The sequence below is a fragment of the Paenibacillus sp. USHLN196 genome, assembly GCF_037144955.1.
Lineage (GTDB): Bacteria > Bacillota > Bacilli > Paenibacillales > Paenibacillaceae > Paenibacillus > Paenibacillus xylanexedens_C.
This window is the reverse complement of record NZ_JBBCYH010000007.1, coordinates 316,531-334,745: the sequence shown is the minus strand read 5'-3', so window position 1 is coordinate 334,745 and position 18,215 is coordinate 316,531. Positions and strand designations below refer to the sequence as shown.

Here is an 18,215-nt window from a genome sequence, read left to right as displayed (position 1 = left end):
CCCGTATGGGTGTTGCGTTCTGTAAATGATCATGCTATAATCAGTATTGCTGCGGAAAGGTACCCAAGAGGCCCAAGGGGGCTGACTCGAAATCAGTTAGGCGTGTCACAGCGTGCGTGGGTTCGAATCCCACCCTTTCCGCCACTTCAATTACAATTTACTCAATTCTGTTGAGTTTAATAAAAGATCGTTAAGAAGACCTTCCATTAGGAAGGTCTTTTTGTTTAACCTTGTATAAAAACAAAGAGCCCCGAAGGGCTCTCTGTCCGGCGGTGCATTTGTTTGTTAGGAAACAATCGGTCGTAACAATCAGAAACTTGGTATACTGCACGTAGCAATACGCGTGCTTCAGACGAAGGGCCTTACAACACACAACCACTTGCTTCTTAAATTACGTGATGAATCTCCAACAGCGAATGATCGGCTTCGTTGTCCAACGGAACCACACCTCTCTCGTGCACCGCCTGATTGTATTATGTGCTTTATTCCGGTTTATATACATGGAGCTGAAAAAAATGTTGATTAGTGGACACGGGCCTTGGTCAGCTTCTTCCACTTGCGATTATGATTGCTTGTTTCCGGGAAAGCTTCGCCCTTTTGTAGCGTTACTCGTTTTGGATTGTTAATCTCCGTGTGAAAACTGTTTTCGCCAATCTCGGTATACTCACCATCATTGGGGGCTTTGTCCCCTGGTTCGAACTCGGTTTGTTCACCCATGATAAAACCTCCTCTACAGATTATGTTTCAGTGTTGCTTCTCTAGTGTGCACCAGAGCTCGGGTGATCATGTGCCAATATGTACAGGGAACGTTTGCTTGCACTTTGGCTTGTTTTTTGTTATATTAATATAGTTCGAGTTTGTGCTCGTTCCTTGCTCTCAACCTAGATTGAGGGCCAGAGTCCATAAGGAGGTGAAAATTATGCGCAAATATGAAGTGATGTACATTATTCGTCCTGACATTGAGCAAGAAGTTGTTCAAGCTACAGTCGATAAATTCCAAGGCATCATCTCCAACGGCGGTGGTGAAGTTACAGCTCACGACGTTATGGGTAAACGCCGTCTTGCGTATGAGATCAAGAAATTCCGTGATGGTTTTTATGTTCTGGTACATTTCACTGCTGAACCAGCAGTTGTAACTGAACTTGAGCGTCTCATGAAGATTTCTGACGAAGTTATTCGTTATCTCATTACCAACGACGTTAAGTCTGCTTAAGACTACTCGTGATCAACGCACCAATACGCTCTGAAGGAGGGGATTACATTGTTGAACCGTGTCATTCTGATCGGCCGGTTAACCCGGGATCCTGAGTTGCGTTACACTCCAGCAGGAGTAGCAGTTACGCAATTTACTTTGGCAGTGGACAGACCGTTTACAAGCCAAGGGGGAGAAAAGGAAGCCGATTTCATTCCGGTCGTAACCTGGAGACAGCTTGCCGAGACCTGTGCGAACTACTTGCGCAAAGGACGCCTGGCTGCAGTCGAAGGACGCATTCAAGTACGGAACTACGAGAATAACGAAGGAAAACGTGTATACGTGACCGAAGTCATTGCCGATAATGTCCGTTTCTTGGAGTCAGCTAACCGTGATAATAGCGGTGGCGGCGGTGGGCAACCAATGCGTGAAGAGCCTTCTTATGGAGGCGGCGGACGCGCGAACAATAACAATAATTCGCGTAGCAACAATCAGGATCCTTTTTCCGATGACGGAAAACCGATTGATATATCGGATGATGATTTGCCATTTTAACATGAGCTGATACTCTTAGGAGATATGGGTTACATGATAGGAAAGGACTGAAAAGCATGGGCTTCAAGCAAAGAGAAGGCGGAGACAACGATAAAAGACCGGCACGTCGTGGCGGCCGTAATAAACGTCGTAAAGTGTGCTTCTTCACAGCTAACAAAATTACTCACATCGATTATAAAGATACGGACTTGCTTCGTAAATTTATCAGCGAACGTGGAAAAATTTTGCCACGCCGTGTAACAGGTACTAGCGCTAAATATCAACGCATGCTGACGATTGCAATCAAACGCTCCCGTCAAATCGCATTATTGCCATACACAACTGAGTAGTTTTTACTCAGCTTGCATACGAAGCAGTCGGCTTATAGCCGGCTGCTTTTTTGTATGTATGAATAGAAATAACATGTCCACTCTAATATGTGAAAGAATTCAATACTGTGGTGATGGAAGCATTTAAGGCTCAAATGAATTATAATAGAGTCTAATCGACTGAAAGATCCAGGCAGCAGGAATGGTCGTCATTCAGAATAAACATCAGGAGTGGACATGAATACTTCAAAACGTAAAGGCAAACAGAAAAAAAATAGAAGTTTGAAAACTTGGATCGTAGCTACACTAATACTTTCCATTATATATGTATGGTTACAGCAAAAAGGTGATATTGATAACATGTGGCCAGTGACACCTATCCAAGATGCTGCCCCAATTACGGGTCTTCACCCTGTAGTGGCAGAGAATGAGGAATTATTGATACGCAAGGCAGCCAGACGTGGAATAGAGATCGTTATAACCCACGGTTACCGAAGTTCCGATGAGCAAGATGCATTGTTTAACCAAGGACGCTCAAGTGCAGGCAATATTGTTACTAATGCACGTGGCGGTGAGTCATATCATAACTATGGGTTAGCGATTGATTTTGCACTAAGGACGCCTGAAGGTGATGTGGTATGGGATATGGAACGTGATGATAACAAGAATGGCCAGGCTGACTGGATGGAAGTAGTGGAACTCGCGAAAGAGTTAGGTTTCACGTGGGGCGGTGACTGGGCTAACTTCCCAGATTATCCTCACTTACAGATGGATTTTGGTCTCAGTATCAATGAGTTAAAACGTGGTAAAAGACCGCCAGAAACGAAGTAAAGAGGTATTATATATACACTGATATGAATAAATATTAGAAAAGCCCTGCATTTTGCAGGGCTTTTTTCTTTCTTTTGTAAAATAAATGATAAAAGATTACAATTTGGTCTTTACATAAGCAAATAAATGAAACTATACTATAATAACTAGATTTTCTACTTTGGTCGCACTAATTATATCCAATGTAAGATTAAGGACTCCACATGAAAAGCATAGAGCTATTGTTCTAGAATCGTTAACACTCAAACATATAACATTCACCTCACATTGAATTAGAGATTCCCACTACTCAACTCAACATATACTTACACAATTGATGTAAATATGATGTAAGGTATATGTTAAAATGATCAATTGATTATATATACCTTCCAGCTAAAAGTAGGACAAGATCTCTCAAACCCCTTGCGAAATGCCTTTATAACATTACTAATATCCAAATCTGTAGTATAAAAAACATTTATACCAAAAATCTCAAAATAAGCATTGACGTTAGCTAAAATTACACGTATGATTACATTAATTATTTTCCATTATTATTCCGCTAGGAATTATCAACATTAATTGACCAATGGTCTAAATAGACGTCTCTTAAACGTGATTCTCCTAAAGATTTGGTATTTTGTATAAGCTATTGTTCGTTATCTTCAAGAACTTGGAAATATGCAGAAGATGCATTCTTCTGCACACGAACACAATCTACGGAAATTATGGGGTTAGGGTGATTGATTTGAATACAGAGCTATTGGAAGTCAGAAATCTAACAACATCATTCAGAATTGAAGATGACTATTACGCAGCAGTGGATCACGTTAACCTAACGGTGAAGAAAAATGAAGTGTTGGCGATTGTAGGCGAATCCGGGTCAGGTAAAAGTGCTTTTGCATTCTCTCTTATGGGTTTGCATAACAAAGCAAAAATTGAAGGCCAGATTCTCTATAAAGGCCAGGACATTGCCAACATCTCCCCAAACAAGTTGAATAAGCTACGCGGTAAAGAAATGGGCATGATTTTTCAGGACCCATTGTCCGCACTAAATCCTCTAATGATTATTGGTGAACAGATTGAAGAGATCCTCACACTTCATCAGTCCAAGCTTTCTTCCAGAGAGAAGAGAGAAAAGGTTATTCACTTATTGAATCAGGTAGGGATTCCACGTCCCGAACAAATATACAAGCAGTATCCCCACGAATTATCTGGTGGTATGAGACAGAGAATTGTCATCGCCATCGCGATTGCCAACAAACCGGAACTACTTATAGCCGATGAACCCACGACGGCGCTTGATGTTACGATTCAACTACAGATTCTGGAACTGATCCGTGATCTGAAGAATGAGATTAACGCAGGCATTATTCTGATTACACATGATCTGGGTGTTGTGGCTGAGATGGCAGATCGTGTGGCAGTTATGTATGCAGGTGAAATTGTTGAAATCGCAGATATCTTCACGTTGATGAATGATGCGAAGCATCCGTATACACGTTCACTGTTGAACTCTATCCCTACCCTATCTGAAGAAAGATCCAAATTGCATGTTATCCAAGGCATCGTGCCTTCACTCAAAAATCTCCCTCGCAAAGGGTGCCGATTCAAGGCCCGAATTCCATGGATTAGTGATTCGGCTCATGAAGAGAACCCACAGATGCATGAAATTGCACCAGGTCACTATGTACGTTGTACCTGTTACCAGCACTTTCATTTCCCTGACCAAGCTGAGGAGGAATAACATAATGGCATTACTCGAAGTAGAAGGACTCAAGATACACTTTCCGATTCGCGGTGGATTGCTCAAACGGGAAATTGGAAATATCAAAGCTGTTGACGATGTGAGCTTCTCCATTGAGCAGGGGCAGACCTACGGTCTTGTTGGTGAGTCAGGCTCAGGCAAGACAACTACTGGGAGAGCCGTTATTGGTCTCAACCATGTGACAGCTGGGAGAATTCTTTTCAACGGCAAGGATCTTGCCAAGGAGCGGCGTAAAGACAGACAGCTCCAGCGCGATGTGCAAATGATCTTTCAGGATCCTTACTCTTCACTGAATCCCAAGAAGAGGGTTATCGACATTATTGCCGAACCACTCCGCAACTACGAGCGGCTGACAGCTACGGAAGAGAAGAGACAAGTCAGGGATCTGCTTGAAAAGGTAGGACTGAGTCCTGAGTCGATCTATAAGTATCCTCATGAATTTTCCGGAGGACAACGGCAGCGAATCGGAATTGCACGGGCCATTGCACTGAAGCCGAAGCTGATTATCGCGGATGAACCTGTATCAGCGCTGGACGTATCGGTACAGGCTCAAGTACTTAACTTCATGAAGGAGATTCAAAAAGAATTGAATCTGACCTACCTGTTCATCAGTCATGATCTAGGCATCATCCGTCATATGTGTGATCAGATTGGAATTATGTATAAAGGTCGATATGTGGAACAGGGCACAACGAATGATATTTTTGAGAATCCGCAACACATCTATACCAAACGTCTCATTGCAGCCATTCCGGATATGGACCCAACCAAACGAGAGGAAATGGTAGCCTTCCGTCAACAGGTCAAATCCGAGTATGAACATTCATACCGAAATTTCTTTGATGAGGAAGGGCTTGCATACTCGCTCAAATCCATTTCCGATACTCACCGAGTAGCTCTACCTCAGAAAGGTTGAAGGCCATATGTGGAAAATAATAGTACGAAGACTCATGATTATGATCCCTCAAATCTTTTTACTAAGTCTTTTGGTGTTTCTGATGGCCAAAGCGATGCCGGGAGATGCACTAACCGGCCTGCTCGATCCAAGTATTGATCCTAAAGCTTTGGATGAACAGAGGGAACGGCTTGGACTTAATAATCCATGGTACGTACAGTATTGGGACTGGATCAGAAATGCTGCGCAAGGCGACTTTGGTCAATCTTTTCGATTCAAGATGCCAGTTGCTGATCTAATTGGTCAAAGAATTGCAAATACATTCTGGCTAGCTTTTGCAACACTTGTGTTCACTTATTTAATTGCGATCCCACTTGGTATTATCAGTGGTCGTTACAATGATACATGGTCTGACCGATTAATTACGGGTTACACCTATTTAGGCTTCGCAGCACCGTTGTTCATTTTTGCACTGGTTATGTTATGGATTTTTGGATTCCACTTTGGCTTATTCCCGACGGGAGGTAGCGTGGCCCCTGGACTTACATCAGGAACATTCAGTTACATTGCAAGCAAATTCTATCATTTGTTATTACCGGCATTATCCATGGCATTGATTGCTACGGTATCAACCGTCCAATACTTACGTAGCGAAATTATCGATATCAAGCATAAAGAATTTGTTCTTACTGCGCGAGCCAAGGGTGCTTCGGAATCACGAGTTTACAACAGGCATATTTTAAGGAACTCTCTACTACCGATTGCCGCATTCTTCGGTTATGAGATTACGGGACTTATCGGCGGTACTATTTTTATTGAGAGTATATTCAGTTACCCAGGCATGGGACAGCTGTTCCTTAACTCAATCTCTCTTCGAGATTTTAGTGTTGTGACCGCGCTTGTCCTACTATTTGGTATAGCTACAATCCTGGGGTCGCTGTTATCTGACATTATTCTGGGATTAGTAGATCCACGTATACGGATCAAGTAAGAACTTGAAGATTTCGGGGTGAATAAGATGAGCAAGGCCAATGATGTCGTTGCAACTTCACAGAAGATTGATAAGAGCCCTTCTAGCTTGAGTATCTTGTGGAGGGAGCTTGTACGAGATAAGGTGGCACTAATCTCGCTCATATTTTTGGGACTGGTTTTATTACTAGTCTATGGAACTGCTCTGATCTTGGATCAGGACGAAATCGTTAAAGTGGATCTATTCGCTTTATATGAGCCGCCTTCCGCACAATACTGGCTAGGAACAGATTACGGAGGTCGTGATGTTTTCGGACAACTAATCATAGGTACTCGGAACTCATTATCCATTGCAATTTTGGTTACGGTAATGACAGGTTTCTTGGGGATCGTGATTGGTATACTGTCCGGTTACTTTGGAGGAATAATTGACAACATATTCATGCGTATCGTGGATTTCTTCATGATTCTTCCATTTATGATGATCGTTATTGCGTTTGTTACAGCAGTACCCAAATATAATATTACTTCGTTCTCGCTAATCATGACTGCCTTCCTATGGATGGGAATTGCTAGGTTGATTCGGTCTAAGGCATTGCAGGAGCGAGAACTTGAATATGTAAAAGCTTCAAAAACATTGGGATCATCCCATCTGAAGATCATTTTCTCACAGGTTCTTCCGAACCTGAGCTCGATTATCATCGTAACGATGACATTGAATCTTGCTGCTAACATTGGCCTCGAATCCGGGCTGTCTTTCTTGGGATTTGGTTTTCCCGAGAGTACGCCCAGTCTTGGAACACTCGTAAGCTATGCTCAAAATCCGCAAACCCTGGAATCCAGATGGTGGATATGGCTACCCGCATCGGTACTGATTCTGGTATTGATGTTGAGTATAAATAATGTCGGTCAAGCCCTAAAGCGTGCGACTGATGCAAGACAAAGAAGAGGTTAAAAAAAGGGAGGAAAGGTTCATGAAAAAGGGATTATTTTCACGGGGACTATTTTTCACGATGATGCTGGTCTTTGTATTGGTGCTCGCAGCATGCTCGGAGAAAGAAGCAGCTACTCCAGCTCCAGCTACAAACACAGAAGAGGGAAAAACAGAGGAAAAACCTGCTAATGAAGAGGGCGTTTACTCCATTGAAGACTTCAACAATGTCAAAACGAATGAGGGTACTGCGATCGAGGGTGGATCGATTACATTCGGACTTGTATCGGATACGGCTTTTGAAGGTACACTGAACTACAACTTCTATTCTGGTAACCCGGATGTTCAGGTACTGCAATGGTTTGATGAGGCATTGCTTACATGGGATAAAGACTATGTATACACCAACGATGGTGCAGCAACATATGAAACATCCGAAGATGGAAAAACATTCACACTGACCATTCGTGACAATGTAAACTGGCATGATGGCAAGCCGGTAACGGCTGAAGATCTGCAATTTGCTTATGAAGTAATCGGTGACAAAGCGTATGATGGTCCACGTTACGACTCCAACTTCACTAGTGTCGTAGGTATGGACGAATATCATGCTGGAACAGCAAAAACAATCTCTGGTATTAAAGTGCTGAGCGACAAACAAATCAGCATTACGTATAAAGAATCCACACCGTCCCTGCTGACAGGTGGCGTATGGACGTATCCACTGGCTAAACATATCTTCGGAGATATGGATGTAGCCAAAATGTCCTCTTCCAAAGAAGTACGTGAAAAACCAATTGGTTTTGGTCCATTTAAAGTGGATGTCATCACTCCGGGTGAGTCTGTAACTTATGTTAAGAACGAAGACTACTGGCGTGGAGCTCCAAAACTGGACAAAGTGACTCTGAAAGTTATCAACCCGACAACGGTTGTTCAAGAACTGAAATCTGGCGGGGTAGACCTCGTGGATGCATTCCCGACAGAACAATATAAAGACAATGCTAACCTGTCCAACGTAGAATTCCTGGGCGCAATCGATCGTGCTTATACGTACATCGGTTTCAAACTGGGTACGTGGGATGAAGAGAACGGAAAAGTTGTAAGTAATGCCGAAGCAAAAATGGGCGACAAAAACTTGCGTAAAGCAATGTGGATGGCTGTAGATAATGACCAAGTAGGTAAACGTTTCTACAACGGTCTGCGCTGGAATGCAACAACTCTGATTCCACCATCTCATCCAGAATTCCATGATTCCAGTAATCCGGGTGTAACGTATGATCCAGAAGCAGCGAAAGCTTTGCTTGATGAAGCTGGGTACAAACTGGATGGTGAATTCCGTACCAATCCGGATGGAACACCACTCGAAATTAATTTCATTTCGATGACGGGCGGAGATATTGCACAGCCACTGGCTCAATATTATGTTCAGTCATGGGCTGCAATTGGTTTGAAAGTAAACCTGGAAATGGTTGAGTTCAACAGCTTCTATGATCGTGTAGGCAACACAGGTAAAGATGATCCAAACGTAGACGTATATCAAGCAGCATGGGGCGTTGGTATTGACGTAGATCCATCTGGTCTGTATGGCCGTGATGCACTCTACAACTTCTCCAGATTCTCCAGCGAAGAGAATGACAAATTGCTGGCACAAGGTATCTCTGCTGAGGCATTTGATGTAGACAAGCGTAAAGAAATCTACAATCAATGGCAGCAGTACATGGTAGATGAAGTTCCTGTATTCCCTACACTGTATCGTGCAGTGGTGGCACCGGTTAACAAACGTGTAATGAACTATGCGATTGGTGATGGAACAGGCGTTTACCTGAGCGACCTGCAAGTTAATGCAGACAAAGCAGTTGTAGCTGAGTAATCCTTCTAAATTGGCATCTATCTCTAAGTGTCCAAATTGGAAGAAAAGGTTACCTGAAACAGCTTAACACCGATTAAGGATTGGGGTCCTTTAAGATGTCGGTTGCTAGATTATAGCAAAGAATTCTCTTGGGAGAATGAACAAACGTGTCTTTAAAAACATGGATTCTGTACACTCTGGCATGGGTGTATGGGGTTCATGTTTTTTTTGTAACCAAAAAATAAAAAAAATTTAACTTTTTTTCAAAAAAGTGCAGACAAAATAGCCCTTCACTTCGTCTATATAGGTAAGAGGTGATCATCTTATGAAAAAATGGTGGAAACGTGCAGGTATGCTGCTGGCTCTGCTGCTCATTATATATTTGGGTGTGAAACCGGACATGTTGGTAGGCAAACCGGGAATTAAAGCTGAATCTGCTGTCTTAATGGATATGAACTCCGAACAGGTCTTAATGGATTTTAATGGATCCCGGGAGATTGCCCCAGCAGGCGTCAGTAAGTTGATGACAGAACTACTTGTGATGGAAGCCGTGATTAATGGAGATATAAGGTGGGACGATCTTGTTAATGTGAGTCTATATGCCAGTTCCGTGGGTGGCAGTCAATTGACCTTGAAGCAGGGGGAGCAATTTACCGTTCAGGAGTTGTTCCAGGTCGTAGCTGTCTATTCAGCAAACGATGCAGCGGTTGCTCTTGCAGAACATATTAGTGGTACAGAGCAGAATTTTGTTCATCAGATGAATCAGAAGGCAACTCAGATCGGACTCTCTGAAGATACACAATTCACGAATTCAACGGGCCTCAGTGAAAAGCTGCTCGGTCCTAACCGTCCGACGGAAATACAAGGGCAGACCTTAATGACGGCTATTGATGCATGCAAGCTTGCGCGATATCTGCTGAATAACCATCCCGAGATCTTAAGAATCTCCAGTCAGATGCAAGTATCAATGCATCAAAAAGGAATGTACATGAGCAACACGAACTGGATGTTGTCCTCCATTGGTGGGCCGTATGCTTACGATGGGAATGACGGACTGAAGACCGGGTATGATGAAGATTCCGGATATCATTTTGTTGGGACAGCTGAACGCGATGGCAAAAGGCTGATTTCAGTTGTATTTGGAACGGAAACTCGTGAAGGTCGTTTTATCGAGACACGGAAGCTGTTCAATTATGGATTTTCCGGTTCAAAATAACGGGTGAACATGAACATCATCAAAGAGACTCTTCTCGCTGTTAACTTGTGGTTAATCATGGTAAAATGACTTACGTATAATTCCATTTTATTCTGTAATTCACTTTAAAGGAGGAAATTCTTTGAACGCTATTAGCAAAAAGGTATATGCACTTACCCTTACCATGGCTATGTCTATTGCTCTGATTCAACCAGCCGTGCAGGCTGCAGAAGCCGTGAAACCTACAGCTGCTGTCTCGGAAGCCATTGCTTCCAAGGCGACACAGACACTACAGCAAATGGGATACATAGATGAAATCACAGAATTAACGACTCCGATCACTCGTGCCGAGGCAGCGATCATTCTGCAACGTGTACTTCAATTGGATACGCCTACGTCACTTACAGGTTTTGCAGATGTCTTGCCCGAGAATGAAGCTGCGCCTGCGATCTACGCCCTGAAGCAAGGTGGGCTCATTCAAGGGAAAGCCAAAGGCTATGCTCCGGATGCTCCGCTTACACGTGCACAGATGGCGTCGTTGTTCACGCGTGCATTCGAACTGAAGGATAATGGAATCCAGGTAGTATACAGTGATGCCGGTCAGATTCCAGCTGTGCATGCAAATGACGCTGCACGGGTTAAACAGCATTTTATTATCGAAGGTAGCGCATTTAATGCCAAACAATCGGTGACTCATGGTGAATTCGCGGATGCGCTGTATCTTGCACTCGGGCTGGATGTGAAGTCAGAGGGCCTTACACCGCTGGAGGACTTCTTCAAACAGCCTGCTCAGGCAGGATTCCAGATGTCACCGGACGGTAAACACCTCGCTTACCTGGAGCCGTGGAATAACCGCATGAATATCGTAGTTACTGCAAACGGTCAGGATAAACCTGTACGCATTACGAACGAAACAGAACGCAATATCGCAGGATTTGCGTGGGCAACCAATGACAAGTTGCTCTATGTACAAGATAAGGCAGGGGATGAAAATTACCATATATATGTCACGGATATCGATGGTAAGAACAGCAAGGATCTGACTCCGTATCCTAACACAAGAGCTATCCTGGTAGACCCGCTTGAGAATATTCCGGGTGAGATTCTAGTAGGCATGAATAAGCGTGATCCGCGAATCTTTGATGTATACCGTATTAACATTAAGACGGGAGAGGCTGTACTTGCGGCAGAGAATCCTGGCAATATTACGGGCTGGCTAACAGACCATGAGGGGAAAATTCGTGTGGCTGTGTCCAGTGATGGTAATGTGTCTTCGTTACTCTATCGGGAGTCAGAGGATCAGAAGTTCGAGCCACTACTGACGACAAAACTCGGGGAAACTTTTGCTCCAGTGATGTTCACGTATGACAACAAAAGTATCTATGCGGTTTCCAACTTAGAGCGGGACAAAACGGCGATTGTAGAGTACAGTCCAAGCAGTAAGAAGGTAACCAAAACGATCTATGAAAATAAAGATGTGGATGTCAGCAGCTTCATCCCTTCCAAAGATAAGGGGACCATTCTTGCTGCTGTATATGAGACAGATAAAGTGAATTATGAATTCTTTGATCAAGAGTTCAAAACGTTAATGCAGGATATCAAAGCGAAAGTGCCAGGTAAGGAAGTTAGTATCAGCAGCATAAGCGAGGAAGGCCAGGTACTGTTTGTAGCCTATAACGACAAATCGATGGGTACGTATTATTTCTATGATTCCAAAGCAGGCAAACTCGATAAACTGGCTGATGCCGCACCTTGGATTGATGAGAGCAAAATGTCGGACATGAAGCCCATTACGTATGAGTCACGCGATGGTCTAACTCTTCATGGTTATCTGACACTTCCTCAAGGAGCGGAAGCTTCCAATTTGCCGCTGGTTGTTGTTCCACATGGTGGCCCTTGGGCTCGTGATTCATGGGGCTTCAATCCTGAGGTTCAATTCCTTGCAAGCCGTGGCTATGCCGTACTACAGGTGAATTTCCGCGGTTCCACAGGATACGGCAAAGAATTCCTGGATGCAGGTAATAAAGAGTGGGGCAAAGCCATGCAGAATGACCTCACAGACGGTGTGAACTGGCTGGTTGAAGAGGGAACGGTTGATCCGAAGCGCGTAGCGATCTATGGTGGATCCTACGGCGGATATGCTGCTCTAGCGGGACTGGCATTCACACCGGATGTCTATGCTGCAGGAATTAGCTATGTGGGTCCTTCCAATATCTTCACCCTTTTGGACTCATTGCCACCTTACTGGGAGTCGGAGCGCAGCATGTTCTATGAACGTGTAGGAGATCCCGAGAAAGATAAAGAACTGTTAACGGCGATTTCACCACTATTCCATATCGATCAGATGAAGGCTCCATTATTCGTGGTTCAGGGCGCTAATGATCCACGTGTCAAACAAGCCGAGTCTGATCAGATCGTTGAAGCATTACGCAAACGTGGAGTCGATGTACCGTATATGTTAAAGACCAATGAAGGTCATGGCTTCGCAAACGTCGAGAATCAGCTTGATCTGTACCGTGCGATTGAGAAATTCCTGAATCGTCATCTGATGCAGCCATAGTACGTTAGACATGAGGGCTGTCCCGCAGGTTCGATTGAACGTGTGGCAGCTCTGTTTTATCGAATCGGAGGTAAATCCATACAACCATATTATTAAATTGACATATGGATTTCTTTTGTTTTAAAATGACCAGTGAGTCATTATTGTTCAATTCGGTTTAATATATATGTACCAAACCATCTGTACGATACTGAATTTATGATCTGATCGGGGGGTAACATGTGATGCAAAAACAAATGAAATGGCCGCTAATCCTGTTTGCCATAGGGGTATTTATGGCTGCGCTGGATAACGGGATCATCACCTCTTCACTGACCACCTTAAATGCATCATTTGGTGTGTCGCCAACATGGGGAGCATGGACAATTACGCTTTACACGCTTGGGCTTGCAGTGAGTGTTCCTATCGCGGGCAAGCTGTCGGACCGTTATGGCCGCAAGAAACTATTTTTGATTGAAGTGGCGTTGTTTGGGATCGGGTCCCTGCTCGTCGCGCTGAGCACATCGTTTACCTTCTTCCTGATTGCTCGTGTCATTCAAGCTTTGGGCGGTGGGGGGATATTTATCATTGCCAGCTCATACGTATTAAGCAAGTTCCCAGCGGAACGTCAAGGTACTGCCTTGGGTCTGCTCGGAGGGATGAATGGTGTTGCCGCTATTCTGGGACCCAATGTCGGTGCTTTCATACTGGATCTGACTGGAAACTGGCATTGGTTATTCCTGATCAATGTACCTATCGCCATTCTGCTGTTCATTGCAGGTATTCGATTTATTCAGGAAGAGCAGGAACTGAATCGTGCAGCAGTGGACTGGAGCGGTATTGCTGCCTTAACATTGGGTGTACTTAGTTTAATGTATAGCTTCAGCAATCTGGACGGTGTGAACATTCTTCAAAGCCTGGGGTCACCGATGTTCTATGGCTTCTTCTTGGCAGGGGTGATCATTCTGGTACTCTTTTACTTCATGGAAAAAAGACTGGAAGGATCTGAACGTGAACCGGTTGTATCAACACAGCTTCTGGGCATCGCGTCCTTTCGCTGGACGTTGCTGATTGCCTTTTTCTCCGGAGCCATTCTGGCCTCGGTGATCTTTATTCCCGGTTTTGTTGAACAGTATCTCGGCGTATCCAATACGGCTTCAGGATACTGGTTTACTCCGCTCGCGCTGGCATCCGGCATTGGGGCGGGTGGAGGTGGATACCTCGTTGACCGCAAGGGGCCGATCTGGACGTTATCGGTTGCGGGACTGCTATCTGCCATTGGATTCCTGCTGTTCCCGCTATGGGTGGAGCATATCTGGCAATTTGTCATCGCAAGTACACTCGTAGGTATCGGTTTCGGCATGATGCTTGGTGCGCCAGTAAACGTGCTTGTCACAGAACAGGCAGGGGAGAACAATAAAGGCATCGCGGTAGCGACCAGTTCGTTATTCCGCCAGATGGCGATGGCTATTGCACCTACGATTTTCGCCGGATTTCTGGCACGTTCTTTTATTAATCTGGGGTCCAACATTCAGACAGGGTTTGCTGAGAAAGGAATTCAGGTGCCGACTGAGATGCTGGAGCAATATGCTTCGAGTGGAGCATCCGGGAGTGATGTATCCAGTCTGATTGCAGGTCTGTCCCAAATCCCTGATGAAGGGATCCGTGATGTATTGCTCCAGGCAGTGCATCAAACGACAGGGCAGGGTTACAATGGCCTTTTCTGGTCTGCGGTGGTATTCAGTGTGCTTACGCTGGTAGCTGCGCTTATAACGGGACGTCTGCGTCAAAAAGAGAAGAGCCATCATGTGGAAAGTGTATCCACAAACGGTTAGGATTGCGTGTGAAAATGAAGAGAACAGTGTACCTTTTGTAGCTAAAAAGGAGTCGCTGTTCTTTTCAATTTAACCGGATTGTAACTTTTCTTGCTCTCGCAATGATTACAATAGAACGAGCGTAAGCGGTGTCTTGATTCCAGAGAGAGAAAACTTCAGAGAACACCGAGTCACAAGGCATCCCAGACGTTTAATTGGTATTATGGATTATCATTTTGATAGTGAAGAAGGAATCAATGGATGAAGAGCAGAACTAAAGATAAGAAGAAAAGAAGAAAAGGCCTATATATAACGCTCGTTTCGCTTGTTGTTTTGTTGATCGGGGGTTATTTGTTCCGTCAACAGCTGGCTGTAGCGGCATTTGATCTGTTCCTCGCCAGTTCGGTAGAAGATCAGCTATCCCGCTCTTACGTACCGCAGGAAGGTAACAATACGCCTGATCCGACGGTATATCGCAAAGAACCTTTCTCTGTATTGCTGATGGGTTCGGACAAACGCGCCTATGAGAAGACGCGTGGACGTTCGGATACAGTGATCTACGCTGTAGTTCGTCCCAAGGAATCCCGTGTCCTTCTGGTATCCATTCCACGTGACACGTATGTGCAGATTGTGGGAAGGGATGCGAACAAAGACGGCGAAGATGATTATGATAAGCTGGCGCATGCCTATGCTTTCGGCGGGGAGAATATGTCCATCAATACCGTGGAGAAATTTCTTGATGCTGACGTAGGTTACTATGCAACGATCAACTTCGACGGAATCCAAAAAGTGGTTGATGCGCTTGGTGGTGTAAAACTGCCAATTGATGAGGACATTGTGAACAAGAACCCGAATCATGTGCAATTCACGATTGAAGGCGGTAAGCCGATCTATACTGGGCAGGAAGCACTGTATTATGTAAGATACCGGGAGGATAGCGATTTTAATCGTACCAAGCGGCAGCAGATTTTCCTGAACGCGATGGCGAATGAGATGCTGAATTTGAATCAAATCGCCAAAATTCCGGAATTGATTCAGATCATGGGAGACAGCTTCCAGACGGATATGCGAGCTTCTTTCATTATTGATCTGGCTAAACAGGTGCTTACTCAGGAGAAACCGCAGATTTCAAGCTTCACCATTCTGAGTGAGGGGATGAAAAAAGACGGTGTCTATTATGGTCAGGCTGACGAGAAAGATGTCCAATATGCCAAAGAGCTGATTAACAACTGGATGGATCAATCGACCCCAGCCGGTGAAGTAATGATCCCTGACCGGCAAATGATTGAATAACCAATTCCATACCAATGGTTTGTTGTAGACCATAATCAGCAGTACGTTTATTTGCGGGCTGCTGTTTTTTTCTTTGTTGAGGTTGTTTTGGAACATCCTGCGTTCTGATCCGTATAATATAAGTTGAGCGAGATAAGTTGATCGAAGAAATTCACAAGGAGGATACGTAAGGGTATGAACATTGCATTTTTTTTGCTGCCCAAACAAGAGGTTACGTGCGTGACGTCGGATTCTACGCTGCGGCAAACGTTGGAACGGATGGAGTATCATCGGTTTACGGCGGTGCCCATTTTGAATAAGGAAGGCAAATATATTGGTACGGTTACCGAAGGCGACTTACTGTGGTATATGAAGAATGCCGAGGGAAAGATTTCATTTGAAAACGCTTCAAAGTTCTTGCTCAAAGACGTTCCGCTTCGCCTGGATATTAAGCCCGTATCCATTGACGCCAATATGGAAGACCTGATTAACTTGGCCAAAGTTCAGAACTTTGTTCCTGTGGTCGATGATATGGAGCGTTTCATTGGTATTGTCAGACGTAGTCAGATTATTGAGTACTGTGAGGGTATTGTGGCCAAAGAATCGATTAAAGCCAAGTAACCATAACGAATTCAAACATTATTGTGACAACAGGGATAATCACAGCCGTCCGGTATCATGTTAAACTTAAGAAGTCCTTAACCAAGGGTGTATTCGAAGGTTTTATACAAATATATATGTGAATTGGATGTACGGAGGACTCCGCATAAGTACCTGACATCAGTTTCGGAGAACTTCTCCGCTTTTTGGGGTAATTTTGCGGGCCCTCTTTTTATGCTATAATGGAGAATAAAGCTTTTTCGGGGGAGAGTGACTTTCGCCAAATGCCTAAAGAACTGGATGTAGCCAAACGCGCTAAAGTGATTGAATGGCTTAAAACCGAAGTACTTGATCAGGTATCCCGATTATTCAAGGCGTTATGGGAAGGCAGTACAACTCGAATCGGGGATAGTCTTGCCAGTTTAATCATGAGTAGTTACATATTGGGCCGCAGGCTCGGTATTCCTTTCAAGGATCTGGATGCACTGCTTGTGGAGAAGTTGAAAAAGCATAAACAGGAAGGTCACCAGCTTGAAGACTGGTACCAAGATATTTCCGCGCTAGAAGATCATATGCGTAAGAGGTGAATTTGTTGAAATTTAGCTTTAAATCAGCTGTTTGGAGTGCAGTCTATCTGCTCCTGCTACTTTCGCTGTTAACTCCTTTATCGGTACTTGCCATATTTTTTATGATGATTCCGGGAGTTATTTTGTATGCTTCATTATCTTTAAAATCATTTATATGGCATCTCGTGCCCGTGGCCGTTATTTTGGTCATTTTCCATCCGATTTATCTGTTACTATTGCTCATCTTTACCCTGCCTGCGATCGTTATGGGACACGCGTATAAAAAACGGAAATCAGCCCTGTTCACGCTTATGGCGGGAAGTGGCGCGATGCTGGCAGAATACTTATTGTTGCTCTTGGTCGGCAGTGTCATTTTCCAATTCGACCTGTCCAGCTATATTGAAGATGTGGTCAGACTGACCATTGAACCGTTAACGGATACATCCAATCAGATGATCAACGGGTTCGCATGGACGCCTGAGATGACAGCGGATGTTGCCAAACAAACGCAGCTTATGATTCCTTTTGCACTGGTTGTGACATCGATGGTAATGGCATTCATCACACATGTCATTGCCCGTCCGATTCTGAATGTTATGGGCGTAGCTGTATCGAAGCTTCCACCAGCGAGAGAGTGGCGTATGCCGCGTGCACTGATCTGGTATTATTTCCTCGCACTTTTGATTGAGGTCATCTCCAGACAGAGTGATGGAACATACTGGACCATGATTGCAATGAATCTATCGCCTTTAATTAATCTGGGCTTCATGATTCAAGCGATCGGTTTCTTCTTCTTTCTCTCTCATACAAAGAAATGGAATCCGGTTATACCGTATTTCCTGGCGGTTGCGGTCTTCTTCATTGGTCCGCTTCGGATTATCGGAATTATCGATCTGGCGTTCCCGCTTCGTGAGGCAATATCGAAATCAAAACGATAGGGTGATGAGTC

At 44.2% G+C, this 18,215-nt stretch carries 17 protein-coding genes and 1 tRNA gene; 17 read left to right on the top strand and 1 reads right to left on the bottom strand.

Annotated features, from left to right (window positions below; translation table 11 throughout):
* Positions 1-53 precede the first annotated feature (53 nt).
* Positions 54-144, top strand: a tRNA-Ser gene (locus WFI24_RS19295).
* Between the two features lie 378 nt (positions 145-522).
* Here the strand turns inward: WFI24_RS19295 and WFI24_RS19290 are convergent.
* Positions 523-717 carry a YjzC family protein gene (locus tag WFI24_RS19290; protein ID WP_145324976.1) on the bottom strand — a complete coding sequence of 65 codons (195 nt, stop codon included), beginning with the start codon at positions 715-717 and terminating at the stop codon, positions 523-525.
* A gap of 202 nt (positions 718-919) precedes the next feature.
* Here WFI24_RS19290 and rpsF point away from each other — a divergent pair, with 202 nt between their 5' ends.
* The 16 genes from rpsF (at position 920) to WFI24_RS19210 (ending at position 18,204) form a co-directional block, all read left to right on the top strand.
* The gene (rpsF, locus tag WFI24_RS19285; protein ID WP_036611944.1) at positions 920-1,213 is read left to right on the top strand and encodes a 30S ribosomal protein S6; all 294 of its coding nucleotides are present in this window, start codon (positions 920-922) and stop codon (positions 1,211-1,213) included.
* A 48-nt stretch (positions 1,214-1,261) separates the two neighbouring features.
* Entirely contained in the window at positions 1,262-1,747 is a 486-nt protein-coding gene (gene ssb, locus WFI24_RS19280) for a single-stranded DNA-binding protein (RefSeq protein ID WP_017691432.1), read from the top strand.
* A gap of 56 nt (positions 1,748-1,803) precedes the next feature.
* Complete coding sequence (rpsR, locus tag WFI24_RS19275) at positions 1,804-2,076, top strand: 30S ribosomal protein S18 (protein ID WP_017691433.1); 273 nt, start codon at positions 1,804-1,806, stop codon at positions 2,074-2,076.
* A 216-nt stretch (positions 2,077-2,292) separates the two neighbouring features.
* Complete coding sequence (locus WFI24_RS19270; RefSeq protein ID WP_336763378.1) at positions 2,293-2,886, top strand: M15 family metallopeptidase; 594 nt, start codon at positions 2,293-2,295, stop codon at positions 2,884-2,886.
* A 730-nt stretch (positions 2,887-3,616) separates the two neighbouring features.
* Positions 3,617-4,615 carry an ABC transporter ATP-binding protein gene (locus WFI24_RS19265; RefSeq protein ID WP_145324974.1) on the top strand — a complete coding sequence of 333 codons (999 nt, stop codon included), beginning with the start codon at positions 3,617-3,619 and terminating at the stop codon, positions 4,613-4,615.
* 4 nt (positions 4,616-4,619) lie between these two features.
* On the top strand, positions 4,620-5,552 hold the full coding sequence (locus tag WFI24_RS19260; protein WP_336763375.1) for an ABC transporter ATP-binding protein: 933 nt from the start codon (positions 4,620-4,622) through the stop codon (positions 5,550-5,552).
* 7 nt (positions 5,553-5,559) lie between these two features.
* Positions 5,560-6,522: an oligopeptide ABC transporter permease gene (gene opp4B / locus WFI24_RS19255; RefSeq protein WP_336763373.1), complete on the top strand. Its 963-nt coding sequence runs from the start codon at positions 5,560-5,562 to the stop codon at positions 6,520-6,522.
* Between the two features lie 27 nt (positions 6,523-6,549).
* Positions 6,550-7,455, top strand: coding sequence for an ABC transporter permease (locus WFI24_RS19250; protein ID WP_336763371.1), 906 nt, complete (start codon positions 6,550-6,552; stop codon positions 7,453-7,455).
* Positions 7,456-7,474: 19 nt separating this feature from the next.
* The gene (locus WFI24_RS19245) at positions 7,475-9,301 is read left to right on the top strand and encodes an oligopeptide ABC transporter substrate-binding protein (protein WP_336763369.1); all 1,827 of its coding nucleotides are present in this window, start codon (positions 7,475-7,477) and stop codon (positions 9,299-9,301) included.
* A gap of 304 nt (positions 9,302-9,605) precedes the next feature.
* Positions 9,606-10,496: a D-alanyl-D-alanine carboxypeptidase family protein gene (locus tag WFI24_RS19240; protein WP_336763367.1), complete on the top strand. Its 891-nt coding sequence runs from the start codon at positions 9,606-9,608 to the stop codon at positions 10,494-10,496.
* A 121-nt stretch (positions 10,497-10,617) separates the two neighbouring features.
* Positions 10,618-13,035, top strand: a complete 2,418-nt coding sequence (locus WFI24_RS19235) for a S9 family peptidase (protein WP_336763365.1) — start codon at positions 10,618-10,620, stop codon at positions 13,033-13,035.
* Between the two features lie 224 nt (positions 13,036-13,259).
* Complete coding sequence (locus WFI24_RS19230) at positions 13,260-14,849, top strand: MFS transporter (RefSeq protein ID WP_336763363.1); 1,590 nt, start codon at positions 13,260-13,262, stop codon at positions 14,847-14,849.
* A gap of 240 nt (positions 14,850-15,089) precedes the next feature.
* Entirely contained in the window at positions 15,090-16,121 is a 1,032-nt protein-coding gene (locus WFI24_RS19225) for an LCP family protein (RefSeq protein ID WP_336763362.1), read from the top strand.
* Positions 16,122-16,295: 174 nt separating this feature from the next.
* Entirely contained in the window at positions 16,296-16,721 is a 426-nt protein-coding gene (locus WFI24_RS19220) for a CBS domain-containing protein (RefSeq protein ID WP_062836539.1), read from the top strand.
* 263 nt (positions 16,722-16,984) lie between these two features.
* Positions 16,985-17,287: a MazG-like family protein gene (locus WFI24_RS19215; protein WP_017691445.1), complete on the top strand. Its 303-nt coding sequence runs from the start codon at positions 16,985-16,987 to the stop codon at positions 17,285-17,287.
* Positions 17,288-17,292: 5 nt separating this feature from the next.
* Entirely contained in the window at positions 17,293-18,204 is a 912-nt protein-coding gene (locus tag WFI24_RS19210) for a DUF2232 domain-containing protein (RefSeq protein WP_336763360.1), read from the top strand.
* The last annotated feature ends 11 nt before the right edge of the window (positions 18,205-18,215 follow it).